Annotated in this window: 23 protein-coding genes and 3 pseudogenes; 8 read left to right on the forward strand and 18 right to left on the reverse strand. The window is 68.0% G+C overall.

The window, feature by feature from the left end:
* Positions 1-115: 115 nt before the first annotated feature.
* Both ACTWP9_RS31670 and ACTWP9_RS31675 read left to right on the forward strand, forming a co-directional pair.
* Entirely contained in the window at positions 116-964 is an 849-nt protein-coding gene (locus tag ACTWP9_RS31670; RefSeq protein WP_443249767.1) for an NmrA family NAD(P)-binding protein, read from the forward strand.
* 21 nt (positions 965-985) lie between these two features.
* Positions 986-1,348 (forward strand): annotated as a pseudogene (locus ACTWP9_RS31675) (DUF2218 domain-containing protein); the annotation flags it as partial.
* A 187-nt stretch (positions 1,349-1,535) separates the two neighbouring features.
* Here the strand turns inward: ACTWP9_RS31675 and ACTWP9_RS31680 are convergent.
* The 4 genes from ACTWP9_RS31680 to ACTWP9_RS31695 form a co-directional block, all read right to left on the reverse strand.
* Complete coding sequence (locus ACTWP9_RS31680; RefSeq protein WP_443249768.1) at positions 1,536-2,864, reverse strand: hypothetical protein; 1,329 nt, start codon at positions 2,862-2,864, stop codon at positions 1,536-1,538.
* Positions 2,865-2,946: 82 nt separating this feature from the next.
* Positions 2,947-3,468, reverse strand: coding sequence for a hypothetical protein (locus ACTWP9_RS31685; RefSeq protein WP_443249769.1), 522 nt, complete (start codon positions 3,466-3,468; stop codon positions 2,947-2,949).
* A gap of 281 nt (positions 3,469-3,749) precedes the next feature.
* A complete protein-coding gene (locus ACTWP9_RS31690; RefSeq protein WP_443249770.1) occupies positions 3,750-4,073 on the reverse strand; it encodes a hypothetical protein in 324 nt (107 codons plus the stop codon).
* Positions 4,074-4,506: 433 nt separating this feature from the next.
* Positions 4,507-4,818: a hypothetical protein gene (locus ACTWP9_RS31695; RefSeq protein WP_443249771.1), complete on the reverse strand. Its 312-nt coding sequence runs from the start codon at positions 4,816-4,818 to the stop codon at positions 4,507-4,509.
* Positions 4,819-5,492: 674 nt separating this feature from the next.
* On the opposite strand from ACTWP9_RS31695, the gene ACTWP9_RS31700 reads away from it, so the two are divergent.
* The gene (locus ACTWP9_RS31700) at positions 5,493-5,879 is read left to right on the forward strand and encodes a hypothetical protein (RefSeq protein WP_443249772.1); all 387 of its coding nucleotides are present in this window, start codon (positions 5,493-5,495) and stop codon (positions 5,877-5,879) included.
* 319 nt (positions 5,880-6,198) lie between these two features.
* Here the strand turns inward: ACTWP9_RS31700 and ACTWP9_RS31705 are convergent, their stop codons facing one another.
* Entirely contained in the window at positions 6,199-6,513 is a 315-nt protein-coding gene (locus tag ACTWP9_RS31705; protein ID WP_443249773.1) for a hypothetical protein, read from the reverse strand.
* 179 nt (positions 6,514-6,692) lie between these two features.
* On the opposite strand from ACTWP9_RS31705, the gene ACTWP9_RS31710 reads away from it, so the two are divergent.
* The gene (locus ACTWP9_RS31710) at positions 6,693-6,830 is read left to right on the forward strand and encodes a hypothetical protein (RefSeq protein WP_443249774.1); all 138 of its coding nucleotides are present in this window, start codon (positions 6,693-6,695) and stop codon (positions 6,828-6,830) included.
* A 935-nt stretch (positions 6,831-7,765) separates the two neighbouring features.
* Here the strand turns inward: ACTWP9_RS31710 and ACTWP9_RS31715 are convergent.
* The 8 genes and pseudogenes from ACTWP9_RS31715 to ACTWP9_RS31750 all read right to left on the reverse strand — a co-directional run.
* Positions 7,766-8,365 (reverse strand): annotated as a pseudogene (locus ACTWP9_RS31715) (DUF1062 domain-containing protein); the annotation flags it as partial.
* A gap of 89 nt (positions 8,366-8,454) precedes the next feature.
* Positions 8,455-8,580, reverse strand: coding sequence for a hypothetical protein (locus ACTWP9_RS31720; RefSeq protein ID WP_443249775.1), 126 nt, complete (start codon positions 8,578-8,580; stop codon positions 8,455-8,457).
* Positions 8,577-8,720, reverse strand: a complete 144-nt coding sequence (locus tag ACTWP9_RS31725) for a hypothetical protein (RefSeq protein WP_443249776.1) — start codon at positions 8,718-8,720, stop codon at positions 8,577-8,579. The genes ACTWP9_RS31720 and ACTWP9_RS31725 overlap by 4 nt, the downstream gene beginning before the upstream one ends.
* Positions 8,721-8,809: 89 nt before the next feature.
* Positions 8,810-9,358, reverse strand: a pseudogene (locus ACTWP9_RS31730) (helix-turn-helix domain-containing protein); the annotation flags it as partial.
* 74 nt (positions 9,359-9,432) lie between these two features.
* On the reverse strand, positions 9,433-9,843 hold the full coding sequence (locus ACTWP9_RS31735; protein WP_443249777.1) for a DMT family transporter: 411 nt from the start codon (positions 9,841-9,843) through the stop codon (positions 9,433-9,435).
* Positions 9,844-9,908: 65 nt separating this feature from the next.
* Positions 9,909-10,229 (reverse strand): DMT family transporter, encoded by a 321-nt coding sequence (locus ACTWP9_RS31740; protein WP_443249778.1) that lies wholly within the window; start codon positions 10,227-10,229, stop codon positions 9,909-9,911.
* A gap of 46 nt (positions 10,230-10,275) precedes the next feature.
* Complete coding sequence (locus ACTWP9_RS31745) at positions 10,276-10,755, reverse strand: nucleoside deaminase (protein WP_443249779.1); 480 nt, start codon at positions 10,753-10,755, stop codon at positions 10,276-10,278.
* A complete protein-coding gene (locus tag ACTWP9_RS31750; protein ID WP_443249780.1) occupies positions 10,752-11,348 on the reverse strand; it encodes a DsbA family oxidoreductase in 597 nt (198 codons plus the stop codon). Before ACTWP9_RS31750 ends, ACTWP9_RS31745 begins: the two co-directional genes overlap by 4 nt.
* Before the next feature lie 113 nt (positions 11,349-11,461).
* Here ACTWP9_RS31750 and ACTWP9_RS31755 point away from each other — a divergent pair, with 113 nt between their 5' ends.
* On the forward strand, positions 11,462-11,821 hold the full coding sequence (locus ACTWP9_RS31755; RefSeq protein ID WP_443249781.1) for a MerR family transcriptional regulator: 360 nt from the start codon (positions 11,462-11,464) through the stop codon (positions 11,819-11,821).
* A gap of 205 nt (positions 11,822-12,026) precedes the next feature.
* Complete coding sequence (locus ACTWP9_RS31760; protein ID WP_443249830.1) at positions 12,027-12,194, forward strand: hypothetical protein; 168 nt, start codon at positions 12,027-12,029, stop codon at positions 12,192-12,194.
* 93 nt (positions 12,195-12,287) lie between these two features.
* Here ACTWP9_RS31760 and ACTWP9_RS31765 read toward each other — a convergent pair whose 3' ends face one another.
* The 5 genes from ACTWP9_RS31765 to ACTWP9_RS31785 all read right to left on the reverse strand — a co-directional run bounded on the left by ACTWP9_RS31765 (position 12,288) and on the right by ACTWP9_RS31785 (position 17,225).
* Positions 12,288-14,417 (reverse strand): serine/threonine-protein kinase, encoded by a 2,130-nt coding sequence (locus tag ACTWP9_RS31765; protein ID WP_443249782.1) that lies wholly within the window; start codon positions 14,415-14,417, stop codon positions 12,288-12,290.
* 144 nt (positions 14,418-14,561) lie between these two features.
* Positions 14,562-14,756: a hypothetical protein gene (locus tag ACTWP9_RS31770; RefSeq protein WP_443249783.1), complete on the reverse strand. Its 195-nt coding sequence runs from the start codon at positions 14,754-14,756 to the stop codon at positions 14,562-14,564.
* Positions 14,757-15,272: 516 nt separating this feature from the next.
* Positions 15,273-15,509 carry a hypothetical protein gene (locus tag ACTWP9_RS31775; RefSeq protein WP_443249784.1) on the reverse strand — a complete coding sequence of 79 codons (237 nt, stop codon included), beginning with the start codon at positions 15,507-15,509 and terminating at the stop codon, positions 15,273-15,275.
* Positions 15,506-16,510, reverse strand: coding sequence for an NADP-dependent oxidoreductase (locus ACTWP9_RS31780; RefSeq protein WP_443249785.1), 1,005 nt, complete (start codon positions 16,508-16,510; stop codon positions 15,506-15,508). The genes ACTWP9_RS31775 and ACTWP9_RS31780 overlap by 4 nt, the downstream gene beginning before the upstream one ends.
* A gap of 28 nt (positions 16,511-16,538) precedes the next feature.
* Positions 16,539-17,225 carry an SDR family oxidoreductase gene (locus tag ACTWP9_RS31785; protein ID WP_443249786.1) on the reverse strand — a complete coding sequence of 229 codons (687 nt, stop codon included), beginning with the start codon at positions 17,223-17,225 and terminating at the stop codon, positions 16,539-16,541.
* A 101-nt stretch (positions 17,226-17,326) separates the two neighbouring features.
* Here ACTWP9_RS31785 and ACTWP9_RS31790 point away from each other — a divergent pair, with 101 nt between their 5' ends.
* Together ACTWP9_RS31790 and ACTWP9_RS31795 are read left to right on the forward strand one after the other, a co-directional pair.
* On the forward strand, positions 17,327-17,887 hold the full coding sequence (locus tag ACTWP9_RS31790) for a TetR/AcrR family transcriptional regulator (protein ID WP_443249787.1): 561 nt from the start codon (positions 17,327-17,329) through the stop codon (positions 17,885-17,887).
* A 658-nt stretch (positions 17,888-18,545) separates the two neighbouring features.
* Positions 18,546-19,664 (forward strand): hypothetical protein, encoded by a 1,119-nt coding sequence (locus tag ACTWP9_RS31795; protein ID WP_443249788.1) that lies wholly within the window; start codon positions 18,546-18,548, stop codon positions 19,662-19,664.
* The last annotated feature ends 353 nt before the right edge of the window (positions 19,665-20,017 follow it).

Here is a 20,017-nt window from a genome sequence, read left to right on the forward strand (position 1 = left end):
AGGTCTTGGACGGCGAGGCCATCTGGCCCGCACGGTGAATGCGTCAGCCCCGCTCCCGTCCGGAGCCTGCGGGGCCTCCAGATCCTTATCGAGGAAGTGCACTGTGTTTGTCGTCATGGGAGCCAACGGGCAGACCGGCGGAGCCGTCGCCCGCATTCTGCTCACTCAGAGCCAGCCGGTCCGTGTGGTGCTACGCCCGGGCCGCAGCGGCCAGGAATGGGAGAGTCGCGGGGCCGAGGTCGCCCACGCCAATGTTCAGGACGCGGCAGCGTTGACCGGCGTGTTCGCCGGGGCACGCGCGGTCTACGTGCTCAACCCGCCGGCCTACGCGGCCAGCGACATGCTGGCCTCGGCCCGCGCTGTCGCCGATGCCTACGCCACCGCACTCAATGCCGCAGGCTCACGGGTGGTGGCCTTGTCCTCGATCGGCGCCCAGCATGCGGAGGGTACCGGCAACATCGTCACCACCCACATCCTGGAGCAGACCCTGACCCCGCTCGGCGCCAGCTTCGTGCGGCCCGGGAACTTCATGACCAACTGGCTGCCGAATCTGCCGGCCATGCGCGATGACGGCGTACTGCCCAGCTTCTTCACCCCCGCCGACCGGCCGATCCCCCACGCGGCTGTCGAGGACATCGCGGCCACCGTGGTGCGCGAGTTGCAGCGCGATGACAGCCGCACCGTCGAGCTCGCCGCAGCATCCGACTACGCGCCCGGCGACGTTGCCGCCGCCTTCGCCGCTGCGCTGGGTCGGCCGATCACGCCTCAGGCCATCGAGCGCGGCCAGTGGCGGCAGGCCCTTGCCCACATGGGCCTGCCAGCAGCGACGATGGGCATCTGGGAGGAGATGTGGGAGGGCGTCAACAGCGGCCACGTCCGCTTCGAGAACACCCCCGAGAGGGGCCGCACCACCATCGAGGACTTCGCCAAGGACACCGTCGCCCGAACGCAGGGCCAGCAGTGACTCTCTTCCCAGGCACGTGTCGGCACCGACCGTGCCCACCGCTACGCCAAGCAGCTCGCCGCCCACCTCGGCTGCCGGATCGAGACCATCCGGGACGAGGAGACCGGGCACGGCCGACTCGTCTTCCCGCACGGCACCGGCACCATGACCGCGGCTCCCGGCGCCCTGCTGCTGACCGTTGAGGGCGACTCCCGGCACTTGGCAGGGCTGGAAGACGTCGTCACCCGCCACCTGGTGCGCTTCGGCGCCCAGGAGTTCAGGTTCATTGGGAAGGCCGTGGGGATGGGTGTGCTGCGACGGGCTGGCGAGCGGGGGGAGTTCGCGGAGCTGTCACGCTTTCCTCGACCGCCATCGTGGCCGACCGGCTCGCCAGCCTTCGCTTGAGGCCGAGGCGGTGCGGCCTCTCAGTCGTCGCCCTTGTGGCCGTTGCTGTAGCGGCTGATGACAGTTCCAGGTAGTCGGTGTGCGGGCCCGGGCTGGAGAGGTCGGCACGTCTGCCTGTGGAGTCGATGGGTCATCAAGCATCGTCCGGGCGGTAGGCGGTAGGCGGTAGGCGGTAGGCGGTCGGCGGTCAGTCGCGGAAGTCGGCCTTTGAGGGGAAGGCGTCGAGGGTGCAGCCTCGGCGGTGCGCGATGTCGGTGACGTAGGCGTGGAAGGCGGCGCGCTCACGTGTCGGCGCGAACTCGTTGTACGGGTGCGGCATGCTCACCACGTGCACGGCCGGGTGGCCGTGACAGGTGGAGGAAGCCCACCAGGCGCCATCTGCTGCTCCCGCGCTGCCCGGAGCGATGAACTTCTCGTCTCCGTCATGCTGCACGCGCACGTAGCGCGCGCGGTCTCCGAAGAAGCTGTCGAAGCGCATCCACCAGGGGGCGAGCCGCAAGGTGTAATCAAGCTCCACATCCACGTGCTCTGTCAGCCGGGGGAAGCGCTGGGAGAGCTGAGCGGCCTGTGAGGGGCTCACCCCCAGTACGCAGCTTTCCTGCCAGGACCTCTTGCTGGTTCGGGTGCCCAGTGCCCGGTCGGGCAGTGTGCCGCGCCCCTTGTCGCGGATGAGGCTGGCGTACCAGTCGCAGGTGCCGCGGGCATCCTCGGCCGCGCGCAGCCGCATCGAGGCGGCCGGTATCCGGCGTGGCGGGTTGGCCGCGTGCGCGCGGCAGCCGAGTTCGTGCGCTGCGCGGCGGGTGGCCTGGGCGGCGAGACCGGCCAGCGCCCGGCGATCGTGCGGTGCCGGCTTCTCGTAGCGGTCGGAATGTACATTCGGGAGCGAAGCAGTGACCTTGAGGGTTGTGCCCGGGGCGGAACCGCGCGGGCAGGAGGCGTACATGACGGCCTCGTCGTCGGTGAGGGAGCCCGCGCCGTGCTTGCCCAACGGCTGGGGCAGGGCGTGGGGGACCCGGCTTGTGATGTCGCGGGGCCGGGGCTCCACCCCGAGCCAGTCGAACGGGCCGTCCTCCTGTCCGGATATCACGCCTCCGGTGACCTCGTGCGTGGGCTCCCAATCAAGATCCAGATCGAAATGGAAATAGCTCGTGCCTGGCCGGCCCACACGGTAGATGTGGCAATACCCCGGCTCATCCCAGCGCGTGGACCGGTCCGCGCCGCGGGGAGGGAGACGGACGCGCCCCTTGTCGAACGTTATCCGCTTGGCGCCGCCGTGCAGTCCCAGGACGCGGTCGGCGTCCACCAGACCCCCGCACGCCTTGTCGATCGCCGCGCGGCTCGCCTCCCGGTCCCGGTGGTCGACGTACAGCCGCCAGCCCCAGAACCCGGCACCTGCGACGAGAACCGCGCAAGCCAGCAGTACGAGGAAGCGCCTCCATGGGCTCCACCGATGTGGGCGTGGGAGCTGCGCATCGACCGCGTCGACAGAGGGCTCGTCCGCGGTGGTGCTTGGCATGTTCAACACACTAACAACGGGGTATGCGACGCTCTTTCAACCTGCAGCCCTCTGCATCTACAGTTCCTCGGCCCCTCCTGGGCTACGAAGCCTTACCGATGATGCGGCGAAACCATGCCCATCGGGAGGGCCTTGGGGCAAGGCCCGGGACCCGAGCAGGCGAAGTCTGTTCGTGGATCGTGGAGGGTCGATCACCCGGGCATTGACGAGGGTCTCCGCGGAAGGCGACGGCCTCCTCTCCGATCCCGACGACCTCCAAGAGCCCGTCCAGGGCCTCGTCCGCGTCGTCGTGCGGCTGCGTCAGCCAGACAAATGAAACGCCAGCCGGATTGCCGTCGTGCCTGCTGAGGGCGAAGCTGAATCCCCGCAGACGGAACAGGGCGACGTCAAGCTCGTCCAGCCCGTCCCACGACCGCTCGACGCGCAGTCGCAACCGCTCGGCCACAGGCTGCACCGGCAGCGCCAGCCCTCCGATCAGCTGAAAAAGCGGGGAGCAGTGCTCCCATACGCTCCACTGATGGGCGGGGTTCTTGCCGATGCAGTAGGGCGGGTGGATGGCTTCTTGCCAGTCGGGATCAGGCCCCGGCACCTCGATGTCTGTCAACAGCCGCTCCTCCTCATGGCCTCCGGCCAGCCGCTGTTTCAACCTACGGGCACCAGGTACAGCCGAGGCAGCAGCCCCCCCGGGACACGTCGGCGGCTCACATCCCATCGTGTCTGCGAAATGCCCCCAGGCCCGACGGCTCGCCGCTTCGCTGGCTGGGCCTACGGATCGCTGTTACGGCCGAGGCTGTTGCCGCTCGGCGTACCAGTCGACGCGGGTCCACGGTGTGACGGGCAGCGCCCCGAGCTCGTGAAAACGCACGCGAGCGTAGAGCACGCGACTTATGCGTAGGCGTCCAGATGGCGGGCGAGTCCCCGGCGCAGGCGGGCGGACGCTCCCCGCAGGGATCCGAGCCCTCGTACGTCGTCTGCCTCCAGCTCGGGCCGGTCGGCGAGAGCGAGTACGGCTGCATAGGGCCGCTCCCCCTCCGCGAGCTTGGCTGCGGTGGCGGCCAGGACAGCTCTCAGCACGACCTCGTCAGCTCGGGGGTGCAGGGCCAGCAGGTGAAGCAACTCGTTGTCGGCGTACGGGCTGTCGCGGGCCTCGCTCAGCTCCCGCAGTACGTCGGGAGGGGTGTGGGGATTGGCGGCCACTGCACGCCACACGAAGGGATAAGGGCACCGCGCAAGACGATGCAGCTCGACCCCGCCGCTCTGGGAGCGCGCCATTTCGAGGTAGTCGGCAGGCGAAGTCAACCGAATCGGCCCCTGTCGCCTGCGCAAATTTCAGCCCCTCCCGCCATACCCAACCCCCTTCTCGGCCCTGGATCCTGCCGGCGAGACTATGCCGGGATACCCGAGACCGGCACTACCCGCCTCCCGCTCTCCCAGGCTGCATGCAGCCTGGGAGAGCCGCGGGCCCTCTGGCGTCCGTCAGTCCGAGTAGTCGGGCACAAGACGGCCTGCGTGGTGCTCAGTGTCCCGAAGGGCTTGTCAGGGCCGGGGGTTCGAATGCTCGGGCCGTCGCTCGCAGTACGGCCGCGTCGTATGCATGAGCCAGACGGGGTTCACGATCGTGGCGAAGCGCCCTTGATCGTGATCACCGCCACGTACGGGGGTTGAACTGGCAGACGCGCACTCCGTGCCGGGATCCCTTCGACACCCGGTCGAACAGCACCTGAGGTTTCATGCCTCGCGGCCAGGCGAGGTTCTCGACATCGCACAACCGCAGCCTGGCGGCGCCCTTGGAGCGCGCCGGGGGGGGGAGCTTGCCCGGTGCGGGCAGGCTGTCTCTGCAACAGCCATGGTGATGCATGACGGCGTTGGTCGCGTCGGTGATGGCCCGCGCCATCTCGTTCTGTGCCGGCCCATCATGCTGCGAGAAGCGCACGCCGTTGGCCCGGTTGAGCACAACAACGGCCGGAGTGGTGCCGTAGCGTCCGCTGGAGAGGCACGTCTCAGGGACTTCACGCCACGCCCGTGTCGGGGACGTCATGCCTGTGCTGATGCGCTTGCCGCGGACCCGGACTCGAAGGACACCCTCTCGGCTGTCAGATTCTGCTACTCCCACAGCGGCCCGGCTGCCCCATCGCTTGCGCTGTCCCAGCCCTCGCTGAGTCAGGCATCAGGTCGGTCAGCTCCTTCTGGGAGAAGGCTCCCCAACAGGCAGCACGGTGCTCGTTCCGGAAGGGCAGCTCGCCCGCGTACCAGACCATGCCACCGGCACCGATCAACCCACGGGCCATCACGCCTGCCGCCGCCGCGGTCGGCCGCCCCCGCAAACGACGCCGTCGAGGCTTCGGTCAATCCTGCGGGACCTGTGTTTCGCGTTGCTGCTCGCTGCTCGACACTTCATGCCCCTGCCAGTGATGGTCACTGGTCGTGCGGGAGCGTACAGACCGGTGATCAGCGGAGCATCACGAGGGCCGGACTACGCAACCTGGCCCTTCCCTCCAGTCAGCTTCGTCCGGCTTGCTGGCGCGTGCGATGCCGTCCAGCTCTGCGTCGCCGGATGGTAGGTTCCGCCGCGTGCATCCAGACGTCATACGGTCGCAGTTTCGTGAACGCAGCCGCAGGATCGAGAACTTGGGGATCGCGTTGCTGTTGACGGCAACGGTCCTGTGGCTGTGGTGCGGCGTGCTGCTCACGACATCCTACGAGGTGAAGCACCACTTCACGGGTGATTCACTGCCGTGCGAGCCACGCCTGTTCACCGAAGAAGGCACCGCCAACGAGGGCACGTTGGAGGACTCCTGCGAGGACGAACGGGACTGGCCCGAGGCGGTCGCGCTGCTGGGCCTGTCGGTCCCCGTGGCCGTCGCGGGCGCGGTGTTCCTCACCTACGGCAGGCTCAGCGTCCGGATGAGCGAGCATGTCCAGGCCCTGGTCACAGCCCATGAGAAGGCAGCCCGCGCGAAGGCAGCCGCAACGCCTGAGGAGGCGGCCCCGGCGAGGGACCAGGACGGCGTCTAGCCCGCGCGCAATGGAGAGTGGCCCACCACCGTCGTCATGGCCCGTCGGTCTGTTGTTGCTGTTTGGGGGTGAGATGGTCGCGGTGGGCCGGGGGTATTGCTGCGCCACAGACCCCGAGCTGCGCCTGCCTTTCGCCGGGTGGACACGCCCTGCGCCCACACGGTCGCGGCGGCCGGCACCACGACCCTGGCTGCCACGACACGCTCTCCGGCTACCTCAAGCTCCCGGCAGACCAAGCACAATGCGACTCCACGCCCCTGAGATTCATCCGCTGACACCGAGGCAGATGCCGCTGACGCTGGGGCGGGTCCGCCGCACATCACGACGGCCGGCGTCGGTCCTCGACAATCCAGCCTTCACCCAGCTCACAACGGAGGACCTCCAGCGCAGCGTCTGCCCGCTGTCTGAACAGCTCCCATTGCTGCTCGGGCCAAGGAGAGGGACCTGGCGGGTATTCCCAGTCGATCGAGGACTGATACCACTCGCACAGTCCCGCCAGTTCGATCCGGACGGCAGGACTGATCGGCAATCGTTCCAGTTCGCAGGGGAAGCCGTAGGGGCTGTCGATGTCGTCGGGCCACAGCGGAGTGTCCGAGACACCGGCTTCGAAGAAGAACCGCAGACGTTGAGGCATAAGGCACTCTCACATCCCCGCGGAACCTCGCTGTATGCGAGTCGCCCTTCCCCGAAGGTCCGCCGGGCGCCTTTTCCCGATTGTGTGGTCTCGCCTTCCGCTCGCGCTCGCCAGTGAAATAGCGGCCGCTTGAATGCGGGCAGTGATCAACCTCTGCCACGATCAGGTGGCCGCCGCCGGTGACCGTCTCCAACCTGCTGCTGCGCCGGCTGCTGCACCGGGGCCGCCGCCACGAGCGCCGCCGCCACGAGCGGGGATCCGGACACCGCAGCGCAGGTGCGGGCGCGGTCGGCGGTACGCCGGGGCTGTCGTTCTAGCTGAGCTTGATGAGCAAGACGGTCTTGGAGTCTCACGGCACCGGCACCCCCCGCCGGGGAGGGGGCGGGCCGCGGTCGCTGCTGGAGGAGGTGTTCTCAGCCTGAGACCAGTGACCGTCCACGGCAGCCCCGAGTTGTACGACTACGGCGTCACCGTCCCAGACACGCCACGCTGCGGCCATCCTCCGCATCACGGAGGAGATCGGGCAGCATCTCGGCGGCGATAGAGTGACGGGCCGCCCGGCATGGTGGGGCGGCCCGTCGGACGGTAGAGCATCGGCCTTTGGGACGGACTTCACCAGGCCCGGAAGCCCGGGCTCCGGCCTGGAGTGAGCGTCGGCGCTGACGACGTCGGCGCCTGGCTCGCCGAGCAACCCGGGGCTGGCACCGCCTGAAGGAGGGAGGGCCAGCAGGAGCGCCTGACCGACCCTTGCCGGGTGGCGTTCGTGCCACAACGGGCCTATCTCCGCGACGAGTTCCACGATCACATCGGCCGACAAGCCCGTGATCCTCCGGTCGCTGGTGATCGCTGCACGAGTCACGTTCGCCACCACACGACCGTGATCAACGATCAAGAGCGCGACGCCTCACCGCCAACCATGCACGAACTCGTAAGGACCTGTCCGGCGGGTCTTGCCGTCTTGCCGGACAGGCCCCTGGTTTCCGACGAGGGCTCAGCGCTTGAGCGTGAAGGTGAAGTCGCGATGTCGGGAGCGAACGAGGACGGGCGCGGGTGTCCACCGACCGCGGTGCGCCCGGGGCGGCGGCGGACCGTACGGGGACTGCCAGGCGGGGCGCTCGCCCTGGTCCGGGCCGGCCGTGTGGCCGAAGGCACGAGCGGTTTTCCGTACCGCCTCGGCGAGTTGGAGAGATGCCTGCGCGATGTCACGAAGGCGCCTGGCGGGGACGCTGGAGGCCGGAGTGGTCATCGAAGAGGTGAAGTCGCCGGAGAGCTTGCCGCTCAGCCAGCCAGCCGAAACGAGTTTCCTCTCCGTGATCAGTCTTTCGGCCTCGGCCGGTGAAAGTCCGCAACCCTCAGCGATCAGTCGCGCCGGCCGGACAGGGATCGGCGCCGCAAAGCGGACCGATTCGTCGGTCTTCCCCGAACTCTCGGCTACACCCCCAAGCGCTTCGTGCAGGGAGGTACCCCCGGAGCAGGGGAGACCCCATCCGCGGTCCAGGTGATCCGATCCGCCAGTCCCGAAGCGCCAGGCGTTGTCCCAGTCGAGGGCGATGCGATGACGGCGCTGCACGACCGGATCCTGGAGCAGCTCAGCTGTCAGGCCAGGGTCGTTGTGGTGCAGCCGGTCCAGCAGCTCAGGTCGTATGGAGCGCACATGCGCCCGCTCCAGGACCGTGAGCTTTGCAGTTTCCCCGCAAGCGGTACAGAGCGCGAGGAGCCAGGCGTCGATGAGCTTGTGGTTTGCGTTGACGCGAAATTTATCGCTTGCCCGGAAGCGCGCGGACGCGCACGCGTGGCAACGGCGGAGAGGGAGCGGCAGGCAGGTGGGCACGACAACCCAGTTTTTGAGCACAGAAGTACACCGGTTTCAGTGAGAAGTCCGCAGCAAAAAGGAGCGCGGCGCACATGCGCGACGCGCGACGATTCAGCGCTCGGGAGGTCTCACAGGGTGTACAACGGCACGTCCTTGCCCAGACGACTTGTTTCGGCAGCACTGTAATGGCGCACAGCGGCGCTGTTCCACTGGTTTTCGACCGCCTCACCGCCAGGATCCATCTGGCGGATCACGGACAAAGCCAGAGCCAGAGCCAGAGCCGGACCGCGGCCACGGCGACGCTGCCGTGGAAGATGAAGGCCCGCTTGATGCCACTGTGGATGTCAAGCAGCAGTTGGTGGGGGGCCACTGTGCTTCTGGTCAGGTCGATCATCTGGGAGATCTCGCGTGCGACGTAGCGTCTGTGGGGAGCGGCCGGCTTCGCGAGGGTTTGCTCTCAGGCCGGTCAGTGAACCTTTCTCATCCTGGCACTGCACCGGTGGACTTCGCTCGGCCGGCGGCCTTGGCTTGCTGGCTGTCGCGGCCGTTGACGCACCAGTCACCGCCGTCGGGGATCCGACGACCTTCTTCATGTCCAGATGCACCATGTGGCCGGGCTGACGGGCGATGATCTTGCCCGGCTTGCGGTTGCCATCGCCGTTCGGGTCGAGGAATCGGCGCTGTCCGAGTCCGAGCTTTCCCAAGTGCCGTGTCACGGAGCGCCGATTGAGCATGTAGCCAAGGTCGGCAAGCTCGTCGGTGATCCTCTGTGCAGACCACTTGTTCTCCCGACGCCAGGTTTCGATCTGTTCGATCACGTCGGCAGGGGTTGCGGTTGGGCTGCGTCGTGGGGCTGAGGAACTGTCGCTGTAGGCCGGCGTCACCGTGGCGACGCCGGCGATTGACCAGTTTCGAAGCGCAGGCCCGCGATAGTCCCCTCTCTGCTGCGACGTGGGCGATGGGGCGGCTCTTGCATCGCTCCTCCAGGCGCCGCCTGCCCTCGATCGATAGAGGGGCGTTGGCGTGGGTCATCGCGGAGTACTCTCCGTGTGCTTTCCCGCTGAGTCTGAGCCATGGCCGACGGCCGGCCAGCTGCACTGTGGTTGTCAAGGGTGGGCAGGCTGCTCGGTCTGCGTTCGCTTGGGGCTGTCGGAGAGTTTGAGCCAGACGACGCCGACGATGATCACGGTGAGCCAGAAGGCCTTGACGGGGGTGAGGGTCTCGCCGAAGAAGACGGGGCCGAGTAGTGCGGCTCCGACGGCGCCGATGCCGGCCCAGACGGCGTAGCCGATGCCTACGTCGATGGTGCGTAGGGCGAGGCTCAGGGCGAAGAGCGTCAGAAGGAAGAAGACGACCGCGACGAGCGACCAGGAGAGCACGGTGAAGCCTTGGCTGCCACCCACGGAGAGGGCGTAGCCGACCTCGAAGGCTCCGGCGAGGAGGAGTACGAGCCATGCTCGTGCTCGGTCGCTGCGGGCGGTGACGTTCTTGTGGGTGGCGGCGGTGTCGCTGGACATGTGAGTTCCTTCCTCGTGAACGTTTTCGGTGGGCCGGCGTGGTGCGGGGTTGGTGTCCTGAGGCATCACGCTGCTCCGCTGAGTTGGAGGCCGACGACTCCGGTGATGACGGCGGCGATGCCGAGGAGCTTGCGCCAGTCGAGACGTTGACCGAAGAGGAGGGCGCCGAGAACGACGATCCCGACGCCGGCGACGGAGGTCCAGATTGCGTAGCCGACGCCGACGTCGAAGGTGAGAAGCGCCAGGCTGAGGAGGTAGGTGGCGATGCCACCGCTGAGCAGTGTGGCAGTGGTCCAGGCAGGTCGGGTGAAGCCCTGGGCCTTGCCGGCGGCGATGGCGACGGTGATCTCAAAGACGACGGCGATGCCGAGGTAGAGCCAGTGCATGGCTGGTGTCCCTTCGTCGAGGTGATTTACAAGTTGTCGAGATGAGTTACAAGTTGAAGTCGGAGCGGTGCAGGTCCAGGTACCGGGTGAAAGGGACCAGGCCTCGCTCCACGGCGAGGTGCTGAGCCGTCGCCGCGAGGGGCAGTTGGTCGGTTTTGTAGCCGGCCCGGTAGTCGAAGCCCCACTCGGCGGCGGTATCGCGATCCACGGCGAAGCAGACGGCGGCGATGCCGTGCGAGGCGGCGACGCGGTAGCACAGGGCGCATGGCTCGCCCGTCGCAAGCAGCGTGACTCCCTCCAGCCTGGAGCGGCCGCGGGCCTGGACGACCTCGCGTATGGCGACGATCTCTGCGTGGGCGGTGGGGTCGCCGGTCTCGCGGACGAGGTTCACGCCAGGGTCGGAAACCCACCCGTCGTTGGCGACGAGCAGTCCGACGAAGGGAATCCCGCCGGACTCGACATGGCGGACGCTGATCTCCACGGCGTCGGCCATCAGGGCCTCGAGCCGGTTCGTGTCCACGGTCATGCGGCGGACGTTTCGTGCACGGCTCGGCGGATCACGCCTTCGGCGGCGACGCCTTCGATGCGTCGGGCGCCGATGATGATCGTGGGTACGACGCTGATGTCCATCCGCACCGACTCGGCCAGCGCCTGCCGGTGTCGCTCGGCGTACTCCTGATCGTCGAGGGCTGCGGCGTAGCCGGCCGGATCGAGCCCGGCCTCCTCGGCCAGACGGGCCAGGATCACGCGGTCCCCGATGTCGAGGTTCTCGCGGAAGAACCCCGTCATCACACGACGGTGGTAGACATCGGCCCGGTTCTGCTCCAAGGCGTATTGGGCGCCACGGAAGGCCAGCTCGGTGTAGGGCTGCGGCGAGATGGTCGGCAACCGCATCGGCACCTCGTGGCGGCGTGCCATCGGGTAGACGGCACGCTGCCAGATGTCAGGCAGGTACGGGTCCTCGGGCCGAAGAGTGGGCGTCGGCCGGGGACGCAGCTCGTGAGCGTGGTGGACAACCTCGACATCGGGCCGGTCGGTGATCGCGCGCTCGATCACCTCGTCGGCGATCAGGCAGAACGGACAGACGTAGTCCGACCACACATGGATCTGAGCAGTCATGGCGACCTCCGGTCCCACAGAGCACCCCTGGTGGGCGCCGCCCCCGGATCGTGGAACTTCACACCGGTGTCAACTGCAAGAATGGGAGCCGGCGGACAGCCTCAGGAGGTCTCATGCGCATCGGGGAGCTAGCGGATGCGAGTGGTGTCAGCACCCGGTCCCTGCGGTACTACGAGGAGCACGGGCTCATCCGCTCCGAGCGCACGCCCGGCGGGTGGCGCGACTTCGACAGCTCCATGATCGAGCGGGTCGTCATGATCCAGCATCTGTTCGCTGCCGGCCTGTGCAGCGCCACCATCAACGAACTGCTCCCATGTCTGGAGGCGCCGCCCGAGGAACGCACAGGCGTCATGGAGCAGTTGCTCGCCCAGGAGATTGAGCGTCTCGAGGCCAAGCGACGCGACGTCGATCGCGAACTCGACACCCTGCAGGCGCTCCGCAAAGAGACGGCCTTGTCCTGCGAAGTCCCCTGATCAATCTCATCGATAACCACGGTTGGATTGATCCCCGACGCCGGAGTGGCAGCCGAATCTTGGATGGGCGTCTCAGCCGAGAGCGGCAACCAGCTGCCCGAGTCGACGACGTGCGGCAGGCAGTGCCCGCCGCGGTCCGGTTTCTTTCCTACGAGCCGCTGCTCGGCCCGCTGGACGGCTCGATCTGACGGACATCGACTGGGCCATCGCCGGCGGCGGCGAGTCCGGACCGCGTCACCGGTCTTTGGACCCGGCCTGGGTGGCGTTCTTTTTCAAACAGTGGGGTGGCCGTATTCCTAAGACCCTCCGGCGTGAGCTTGAGGGCCGCAGCTGGGATGAGATGTCGGCTCGGGAAGCTGTCATCTCCGTCTGACCATGCTGTTCTTTTGTGAGGCGGCCGACAGGTGCGTCGAGTCGGCCGTCTCGGTCCAGAGCTCGGATGGTGACGCCACGGACGCCGCGGAGGTCACCGAGGCGTGAGCTTGCGCTCCTCCTGCCATCGCTTTCCGTCGAGATGGTCGATCCAGACGGAGCGGTCCTTCAGATAGCCCTGCTCATCGAAGGCGAGGGTGCCGGATGTGTCCCGGATCCGGATTCTCTTGAGATCGTCCGAGAGAAGTCCGCTCAGCACGTCGTGGTCAGGGCTTCCGCTCTGCTGTCTGAGCGCTGCGGCGAGGGCGTGCGAGGCATCGAGGGTGTTCCGCTGCGCCACCTTCTGGTGGGTCGGGAAGTCGCGGTAGCGGTAGTGATCGATGCCCCGTACGCGCTCGTCCTCCGAGGGCGCGGCTGGGTCCGCGCTGTTCTCGCAGCTGACATCGAGCGGCGTAAGGACACGGCCCCGGAACCCGGCCTTACGCAGCTCGCGCGGTGTGAACGGGCCTTCGTAGGGAAGTTGCGGGAGCACAATCGTGTCCGGCTTCGCCTTCTTCAGCTCGCGGGTGACGGAATCGTCGAACGCCTGGGAGATATCGCTGGTCAGCCGGTACACCGACGCCTTGCGGCCGTCGCCGGACACTTCCTTGGAGAGCCTCTCGCTGAACTCCGCGTCATCGTCGCTGTCTTCCACGATCATCACGGAGCGCACGTCGGGCGCGCTGTGCAGATACGTGCCGAGTCGTGCGCCGGTGGCCGCGGGGGAGGGGCGGAGCGCGAATGCATTGCTCATGCCCGGTACCGGGCCGTCGTACCCGCCGCGTACGGGACAGGCGTTGAGCTTGACGGGCGTCTCGTTGACGGAGCCGGAGCGGAATTCCGCGTCGTCTCCGGGCAGGCCCGGCGTGACGTCGGTCTCGCCGATGACGGCGATGACATGAGGGAGCTTCTTCACTTCCTCGTCGAGTTCCAAGGTGGTGCTGTTCACGGCGGCGATGTCGACGGACCCCTTCAGGCCGGAGGCATTCACGGCCTTCTCGATGGTCGTCTTGACCTTGGCGTCGTCGGCGTTGCTGTTCTTGGACGGTCGGGCGTAGACGATGGTGTAGTCGGCCTCGGCGCTCCAGTCGGCGGCCAGCTTCAGCCCTGTTCCGCCGCCCAGTATCAGCACTCCTGCGCCGATGGCGAGGACGGTGCGGGAGCGGGCGGCGGGCCTGCGGCGGAGCGGGGGACGGGCGGCCGGGGTGGACGGCGCTGCCGGTGTGGGGCGTGGAGGGGGTACGTCTTCGGGCTCCGGCGCTGGCGCGGGCTCCGGTTCCGGAACGGGCGCGGATTCCTCCGGGTCCGGCTCGTGCTGCGGCGGGGCGGCCTCCTCGAGCCCTTCCCGCAGCGCGGTGAGTCGCTCCGCTGCCTCGTCCGCGTCCGTCGGCCGGTCGTTCGGCTCCTTGGCCATGAGGTCCAGGAGGAGCTGGTCCACGGCGCCGGTGAGTTCGGTGCGGGCGCGGCTCGGCCGCAGCGGTGAGTCGTTGAGGTGGTTGTACATCACGCCCGCTGCGGGGCCGATGAAGGGCGGGCGTCCGATGAGGAGTTCGTAGAGGACGCAGCCCAGGGCGTACAGGTCGGCGCGGCCGTCGGTGGGCTCCATGCGGAAGCGTTCCGGAGCCATGTACAGCACGGTGCCGAGCGGCATGTGGCCTGTGCGGGTGAGCTTCGACTCGGCTTCGACGGCTTCTTGGAACGTGGCGATGCCGAAGTCGAGGACGACAGGAGTGTCGTCGGGGCGCACGATGATGTTGGCGGGTTTGATGTCGCGGTGGACGACGCCTGCGGTGTGTGCGGTGCTCAGGGCGCGGCAGATGTGTGCGGCCCAGCCCAGGGCCTGCCCGACCGGGATCCGTCCGTCGTCGCGCAGCACCTGCTCCAGTGAACGGCCTTCGATCAGCTCCATGACGAGATACGGGATGCCGTCGTGGGTGCCGTGGTCGTGGATGGTGGCGATGTGGGGGCTGTCCAGGGCGGCTGCGGCGCGGGCTTCGCGGCGGAAACGGCCGAGGAGTTCGGTGCGTTCCTCGGGCTGGACGTCCTCGGGCGGAGAAAAGATCTTGACGGCGACCTCGCGGCCCAGATCCCGGTCCTGTGCGCGCCACACCGCGCCCATGCCCCCGGCGCCGAGCTTCTCCACCAGCTCATACCGGCCGCTCAGCACACGGCCTGCCTCCGCCACGGCGGTCCCTCCCCCCAGCCCCCATGCACCCGACGCGTCGCCGGTCCGAGGGAGGAGGCTACCGTAGCGAGGAGTTCGACTGCTGTTCCCCTTCGGTGCAGATATCCGGGCCCTGAGCAGTGATCACATAGTGGTTCGGGCGGGTCATCGCGGCGGCTCGACGACCAGGTCCCGCACTTTCTTTCCCACTCCGGTGCTCGGTGTCTCGCCATCGCGGTGCAGCTGTTTGACGGCGGCGCGGGCGGCCGAGTCACCGAAGGACCCACAGGCTGTGCTGACGGCGGTGCCGAACACCAGGTAGTACACGGGCCGGTGCTGCGGGGCCTTGGCCACCGGCATCCACTGACGAGCCCGCAGGCGCTACACGATCCGCCCACGAAAGGGCTGCGGGCGCGGTGCCCGAACCGTTTCGGATGGGGCGGATGGAGGCTCATGCGCGCCCAGGAGTGATTCCCCGGGCGAATCCGACCTCCGTGCACGGGGTGGCTGCCTTGCTCAAGTGGTACGGCTGGGGCTGCCGGGTCCTGCCTGGCGGGCGATGGTACGGGTTGAGATCGTGGTGGCCGGCTGGATGGGGGAGATCTGGCTCCAGGTGGAGGGACGGTGGCGGTGCTCGGCGCCTGGCTGGGTTCCGAGGTCGAAGCCGGGTTCTCGATGACGCCGTCGACCATCCGTACCTGGTCCTGCTGCGGCCATACTCCTTGTGGTGCGTGTGCGGGCCGCTCCTGGCGCCGCTTGTCGGTGGCGCCCTGGCCTGCTGCAAGGCCGGCGAGTCCTCGCGGCTGCTCTGCTGGCCCTGCCTCACCGGCACCGGCCTCCGACCCCAGCCAGCGTGACGGCGTCGCGTATTCAGGGTCAGTGTTTCGATTCGAGGAAGCGGAGCCCCGTTGCCGGGAATTCCTTGTGGTGCTGGAAGATTCCTCCGTGTCCGGCGTCCGGGTGGAGCGGGACGGGTGCGCTGTGGGGGAGACGGGCGGCCAGGTCGAGCGTTGTCCTGACGTGGGCCGGCGGGGCCGCGACGACGCGCGGATCCCAGTTGCCCAGGTCCTTCTGGCAGGGGGTATCAGGGAGTTCTACGAGTGGTGCTGTCACGTCATCGTGACGACGACCTTGCCGGCCTTCGCGTGCCCTTTCTCGACGTACCCCAGGGCTTCTCGGGTCGACTCGAAGGGAAAGACGCGGTGGAGGACGGGCCGGATCGTGCCGGCGTCGATGAGCGCGGTCAGCCGACGCAGCTGGTCCCCGCTGGCCTTCATGAACAGGAACTCGTATGTCACCTGGCGGTGTCGGGCGTGGCGGCGGGTTCGGAAGCTCAGTGCGGTCATCACCAACCGCAGAAGGGGATTCGCGCCCAGCTCCCGGGCGAAGGCGGCGTCGGGAGGGCCGGAGATGCTGATGGCCTTCCCGCCGGGCTTGAGTATCTGCAGGGATTTCTCGAGATTCTCGCCGCCGAGCGGGTCGAGGACGACGTCGTAGTCGTGCAGGACGGTCTCGAACGCCTGCTGCGTGTACTCGATGACGATGTCCGCGCCCAGCTTCTTCACCAGGTCGGCGTTGGCCGGGCTCGTGGTCGTGGCTACGTTCGCACCCAGATGTTTCGCCAACTGGATGGCGATGGTCCCCACCCCGCCGGAGCCGGCGTGGATGAGGACGTTCTGGCCCGGTTGCACGTGTGCCCGCTCGACCAGCGCCTGCCATGAGGTCAGGGCGACCAGGGGGAGGGATGCGGCCTCTTCCATGGTCAGCGTGGCCGGTTTGCGGGCCACGTCGTCCTGGTGCACTGCGATGAGCTCGGCGAACGTGCCGATCCGGTCCTTGCCGGGCCGGGCGTAAACCTCATCGCCCACCGCGAATCGCGTGACGGCCGCACCCACCTCGACCACCACCCCGGCCAGGTCGTTGCCCAGGATGAACGGGGTCCGGTAGGGCAGAAACGTCTTGAGCTTCCCGTCCCGGATCTTGAGGTCGAGCGGGTTGATGCTCGCGGCGTGGATCCGGACCAGGACGTCGTCCGCGCCCGCCTGCGGCTCCGGCACCTGATCGGCACGCACGCCGTCCTTGTCGCCGTAGCGCTCGACCTTGAAGGCCCTCATTGTCGTCTCCGTCTCGTAGGTCACGTACTCACGCCGTGTTCGGCGCTGTGGTGAGGGTCTGCTTGACGTGCCGGGTGACGTCGTCGGCGAGGATTTCGGGCAGGCCCTGCTCGATGCCGGTCAGGGCCTGGGCGGCGACATCGGCCGGGTCGGCCTTCTGCTCAGCCGGAATGGCGCCGGCCATGTCGGTATCCATGTACCCGACGTGCAGTGCTGAGACGGTGATGCCGTAGGGCGCCAGCTCCTCGCGGGTCGAGTTGGTCAGCGCCCATGCGGCGGCCTTGGCTGCTGCGTAGGCCCCGAGGTCGGCCAGGTGCAGCCAGGACAGTACGGACAGGACGTTGAGTACGGAGCCGCCGCCGTTGCCTGCGATGACCGGGGCGAAGGCCCGGGTCACGGTGAGCGGCCCGAAGAAGTTGGTCTCCATCTCCAGGCGCACCGCGTCCGGGTCGCCGGCGAGCAGCGGGGTTCCGGTGGAGATCCCGGCATTGTTCACCAGCAGTGTCGCGTCGGAGGCGATACGGGCCGCGGCCAGGACTGACTCGTCGTCGGTCACATCCAGGCGGAGCGGGGTGACGCCGGCCAGGTCCACACTCTCGGGGCGGCGGGCCGTCGCGTAGACCTTGGCTCCGCGCTGCAGAAGCTGGCCGGCCAGATGCCGTCCCAGCCCTCGGTTGGCCCCGGTGACCACGGCGATCGCGTCCTTGAGTTCCATGCCTGCTCCCTGCCTCGCTGTGATCGGAAATTTAGATTATGAATCCAATCTAAATCGGAGGTAGGATAGATGTCAATCGACATTGAAACGGGAGGTGTCCGATGGGCCGCGTGTCACAGGCGCAGGCGCAGGAGAACCGCAAGCGAGTCGTGGAGACCGCCTCCCGGCTGTTTCGCGAGCAGGGCACCAATGTCAGCGTCGCCGACCTGATGAAGGCGGCCGGCCTGACCCACGGCGGCTTCTACAAGCAGTTCGCCTCCAAGGAGGCGCTCGTCGACGAGGCCACCGCGCATGCCTTCTGCGAACTCGCCGAGCTCCACACGACCGGGCTCGAGCGGCATGCCGGGCAACGTGAAGCCGCCCAGCGGGAGTTGATCGCCACCTACCTCTCCGTCGAGCACCGCGATAACGCGGCAGGCGGCTGTCCCGTCGCCGGACTCGCCACCGACATGGCGCGCGACAGCGGCGATCGTGAGGCCCACCGCGTCTACACGGAGGGTGTGCGTGACTTCGCCGACGCGCTCGCCACCGAGGGGAACGACGGCATCACCCGGCTGTGCACCATGCTGGGAGCTCTCGTCCTGGCCCGCGCCACCAAGGACTCCACCCTCTCCGAGGAAATCCTCACCACCGCACGCGCGGCCCTGACGGCAACCGACTGACCCCTGACGCGCACCGCCCCTACCTACGAGAAGCGCAACGTCGCCGGTCGGTGGGTGTGCGTGTCCAAGAGCGGCGGCTCCGTCCACGACCTGCGCGGCTACAGCCTCAACGACCGGACCCGCTCCCTGCGCATCAACCGCAACGACTGCGGCTGACGCGGCTCCAGCCCGCCCCCGCACATCTGGAGCGGGTGTGGGCTCGCCTGTCACGGGGTGCTGCGCTCCATCGTGTGGTTTTCGGCAGGAGACAGCCGCCTGACGGCCCCTTGCGACGCCGACAATGCCGCCGTGACCGCCTACCTCCAGGCGCGCCGAGGTGCCCTCGACACCGGCCACCGAGGTGCCCTCGACGCCGGTCAGGAGCCACCCCCGCAGTGGTCGTTACTCCGGTAGAAACCGCCACCCGCCCAGGTGAGTTGGCACCCGCGCGGCGTCTGCGCCCCCCATCTCCGGGGCCGACTGAGGCCACAGGGAGTCCAGCGACTGGAGTGTCGAGGAGCTGCGCTCGGGATTCTGAGCCGGCGGTGCTCTCCTGTGCTCACAGCGCCGGATTCCGAGTGTCTTATTGTGTTCGAACGGGTGCAGAGAGTGCTTGTGGGTGTGTGGGTGTGCGCGGACCATGAGGGATTCCGCACTCTCGTGGAAGGACGCCCGGCTCATGGCTCACCGCAAGGTGTATCTCGCCGTCGGCAGGACCAACACCCGGATCTACCGCTTCGACCCCCTCGACGGTGATACCCGCGTCGTCGAGAATGTCCCGCCCTACGAGCCCGGCTACACCGCCATGGGTGCGCAGTACCGCGGCGAGGACAAGGAGCCCTTGTTGCTGGCGGTGAGCCACAACAAGCTCATCACCATCGACGTGACGGCCGGCACCCTGAAGGACCAGGTGATCGACGGGCTGCCGAGCGGACCCTGGTTCGACGGTGACATGGATCCCGACGGGAAGACCCTCTTCGTCGTCAGCAACCCCGGCGTACACAGCTATGCCATCGATGTCGCTGCCGGGAAGGCCATGCCTCGGAACGCGCCGGGAGGCGGCCGGTGGGACGACTTCGCCTACCACCCCAAGGACGGGCGGCTGATCTCGGTGGAGGGCGACAACGGTGACCTCCTGCTCGTCGATCCGGGTCGGCAGCCCATGAAGACCGTCCTCAAGGAGGGGGTCTTCCCACCTGCGGAAGCCAGCGCTGCGGCAGGCTCGCGCAAGTCGTACTCGGCCACCTTCTTCGACCAGGACGGCAACTTCTACGCGGTCGACTCCGCGGGCAACGTCAACCACCTCGACTTGACCACGGCTACGATTCCCGGCCACTCGCAGCGCATCGGACGGGGACGGGTGCCCGTCGGCGCCCTTGAGATCGTGAACGGCGCCGGGCGCATCACCCCCCTGCCGGTCCCACCCAGCTACGACGAGATCGCCGTGTCCAAGAAGTTCAACCGGACATGGGAGAACAGCGAGCCCCGGGGCAGGGTCTACAGCTTCGAGCTCACGCTCACCGCCGTCAGCAAAGACAGCGGCAAGGCTGAGGACGTCAACAGGTTCCGGATCTCCTTTGACCTGCCCACGGTGAAAGGCGCGAAAGCCGAAGCATCCGGCGTGGATGTCGTCGCCCAGGATGGCAAGGCATACCTGGAATCCGTAGCCGACCAGTTTCTTGCCGCGGGCACGTCCAGGCCGATCACTGTGCAGATCACCGTGCCGGGCGACCCGGCTCATCTGCCCCAGGAGTACCCCCTCGACGGTCTCAAGGCCACGCGCCTGCCCAGCCGCTGAGCACGTCGCACGCGACAACGACTTCGGTCGCGGACCGATGCCAGGCGTCACCTCCCGCACACCTACAACCACCGCCGCCGTAGCGCAACGGGCGGCGGCCGCCATTACCCGCGCCGGCGACGCAACGGCTCCACACAATCAGACGGATCGCTGGAAACGTGCACGGACTGTGGACCGCCCGCCGGCTCGAGAGTTCCGGGCCTGCACTGCCTCAGCCGCAGACGAGCCCAACCCCCTTCCCTGCAGGCGGGTTGGTGGTAGTCCGTCGCAACGCGCAGCAAAGCCGATGCGTCGGCCCCGGAAAGTCGCTCATCTACTCCCGATGTGGCGCGTCCATGCGCCGCATTCCCTCG

Origin of the sequence: Streptomyces sp. 3N207 (assembly GCF_052246355.1) — a bacterium.
GTDB lineage: Bacteria > Actinomycetota > Actinomycetes > Streptomycetales > Streptomycetaceae > Streptomyces.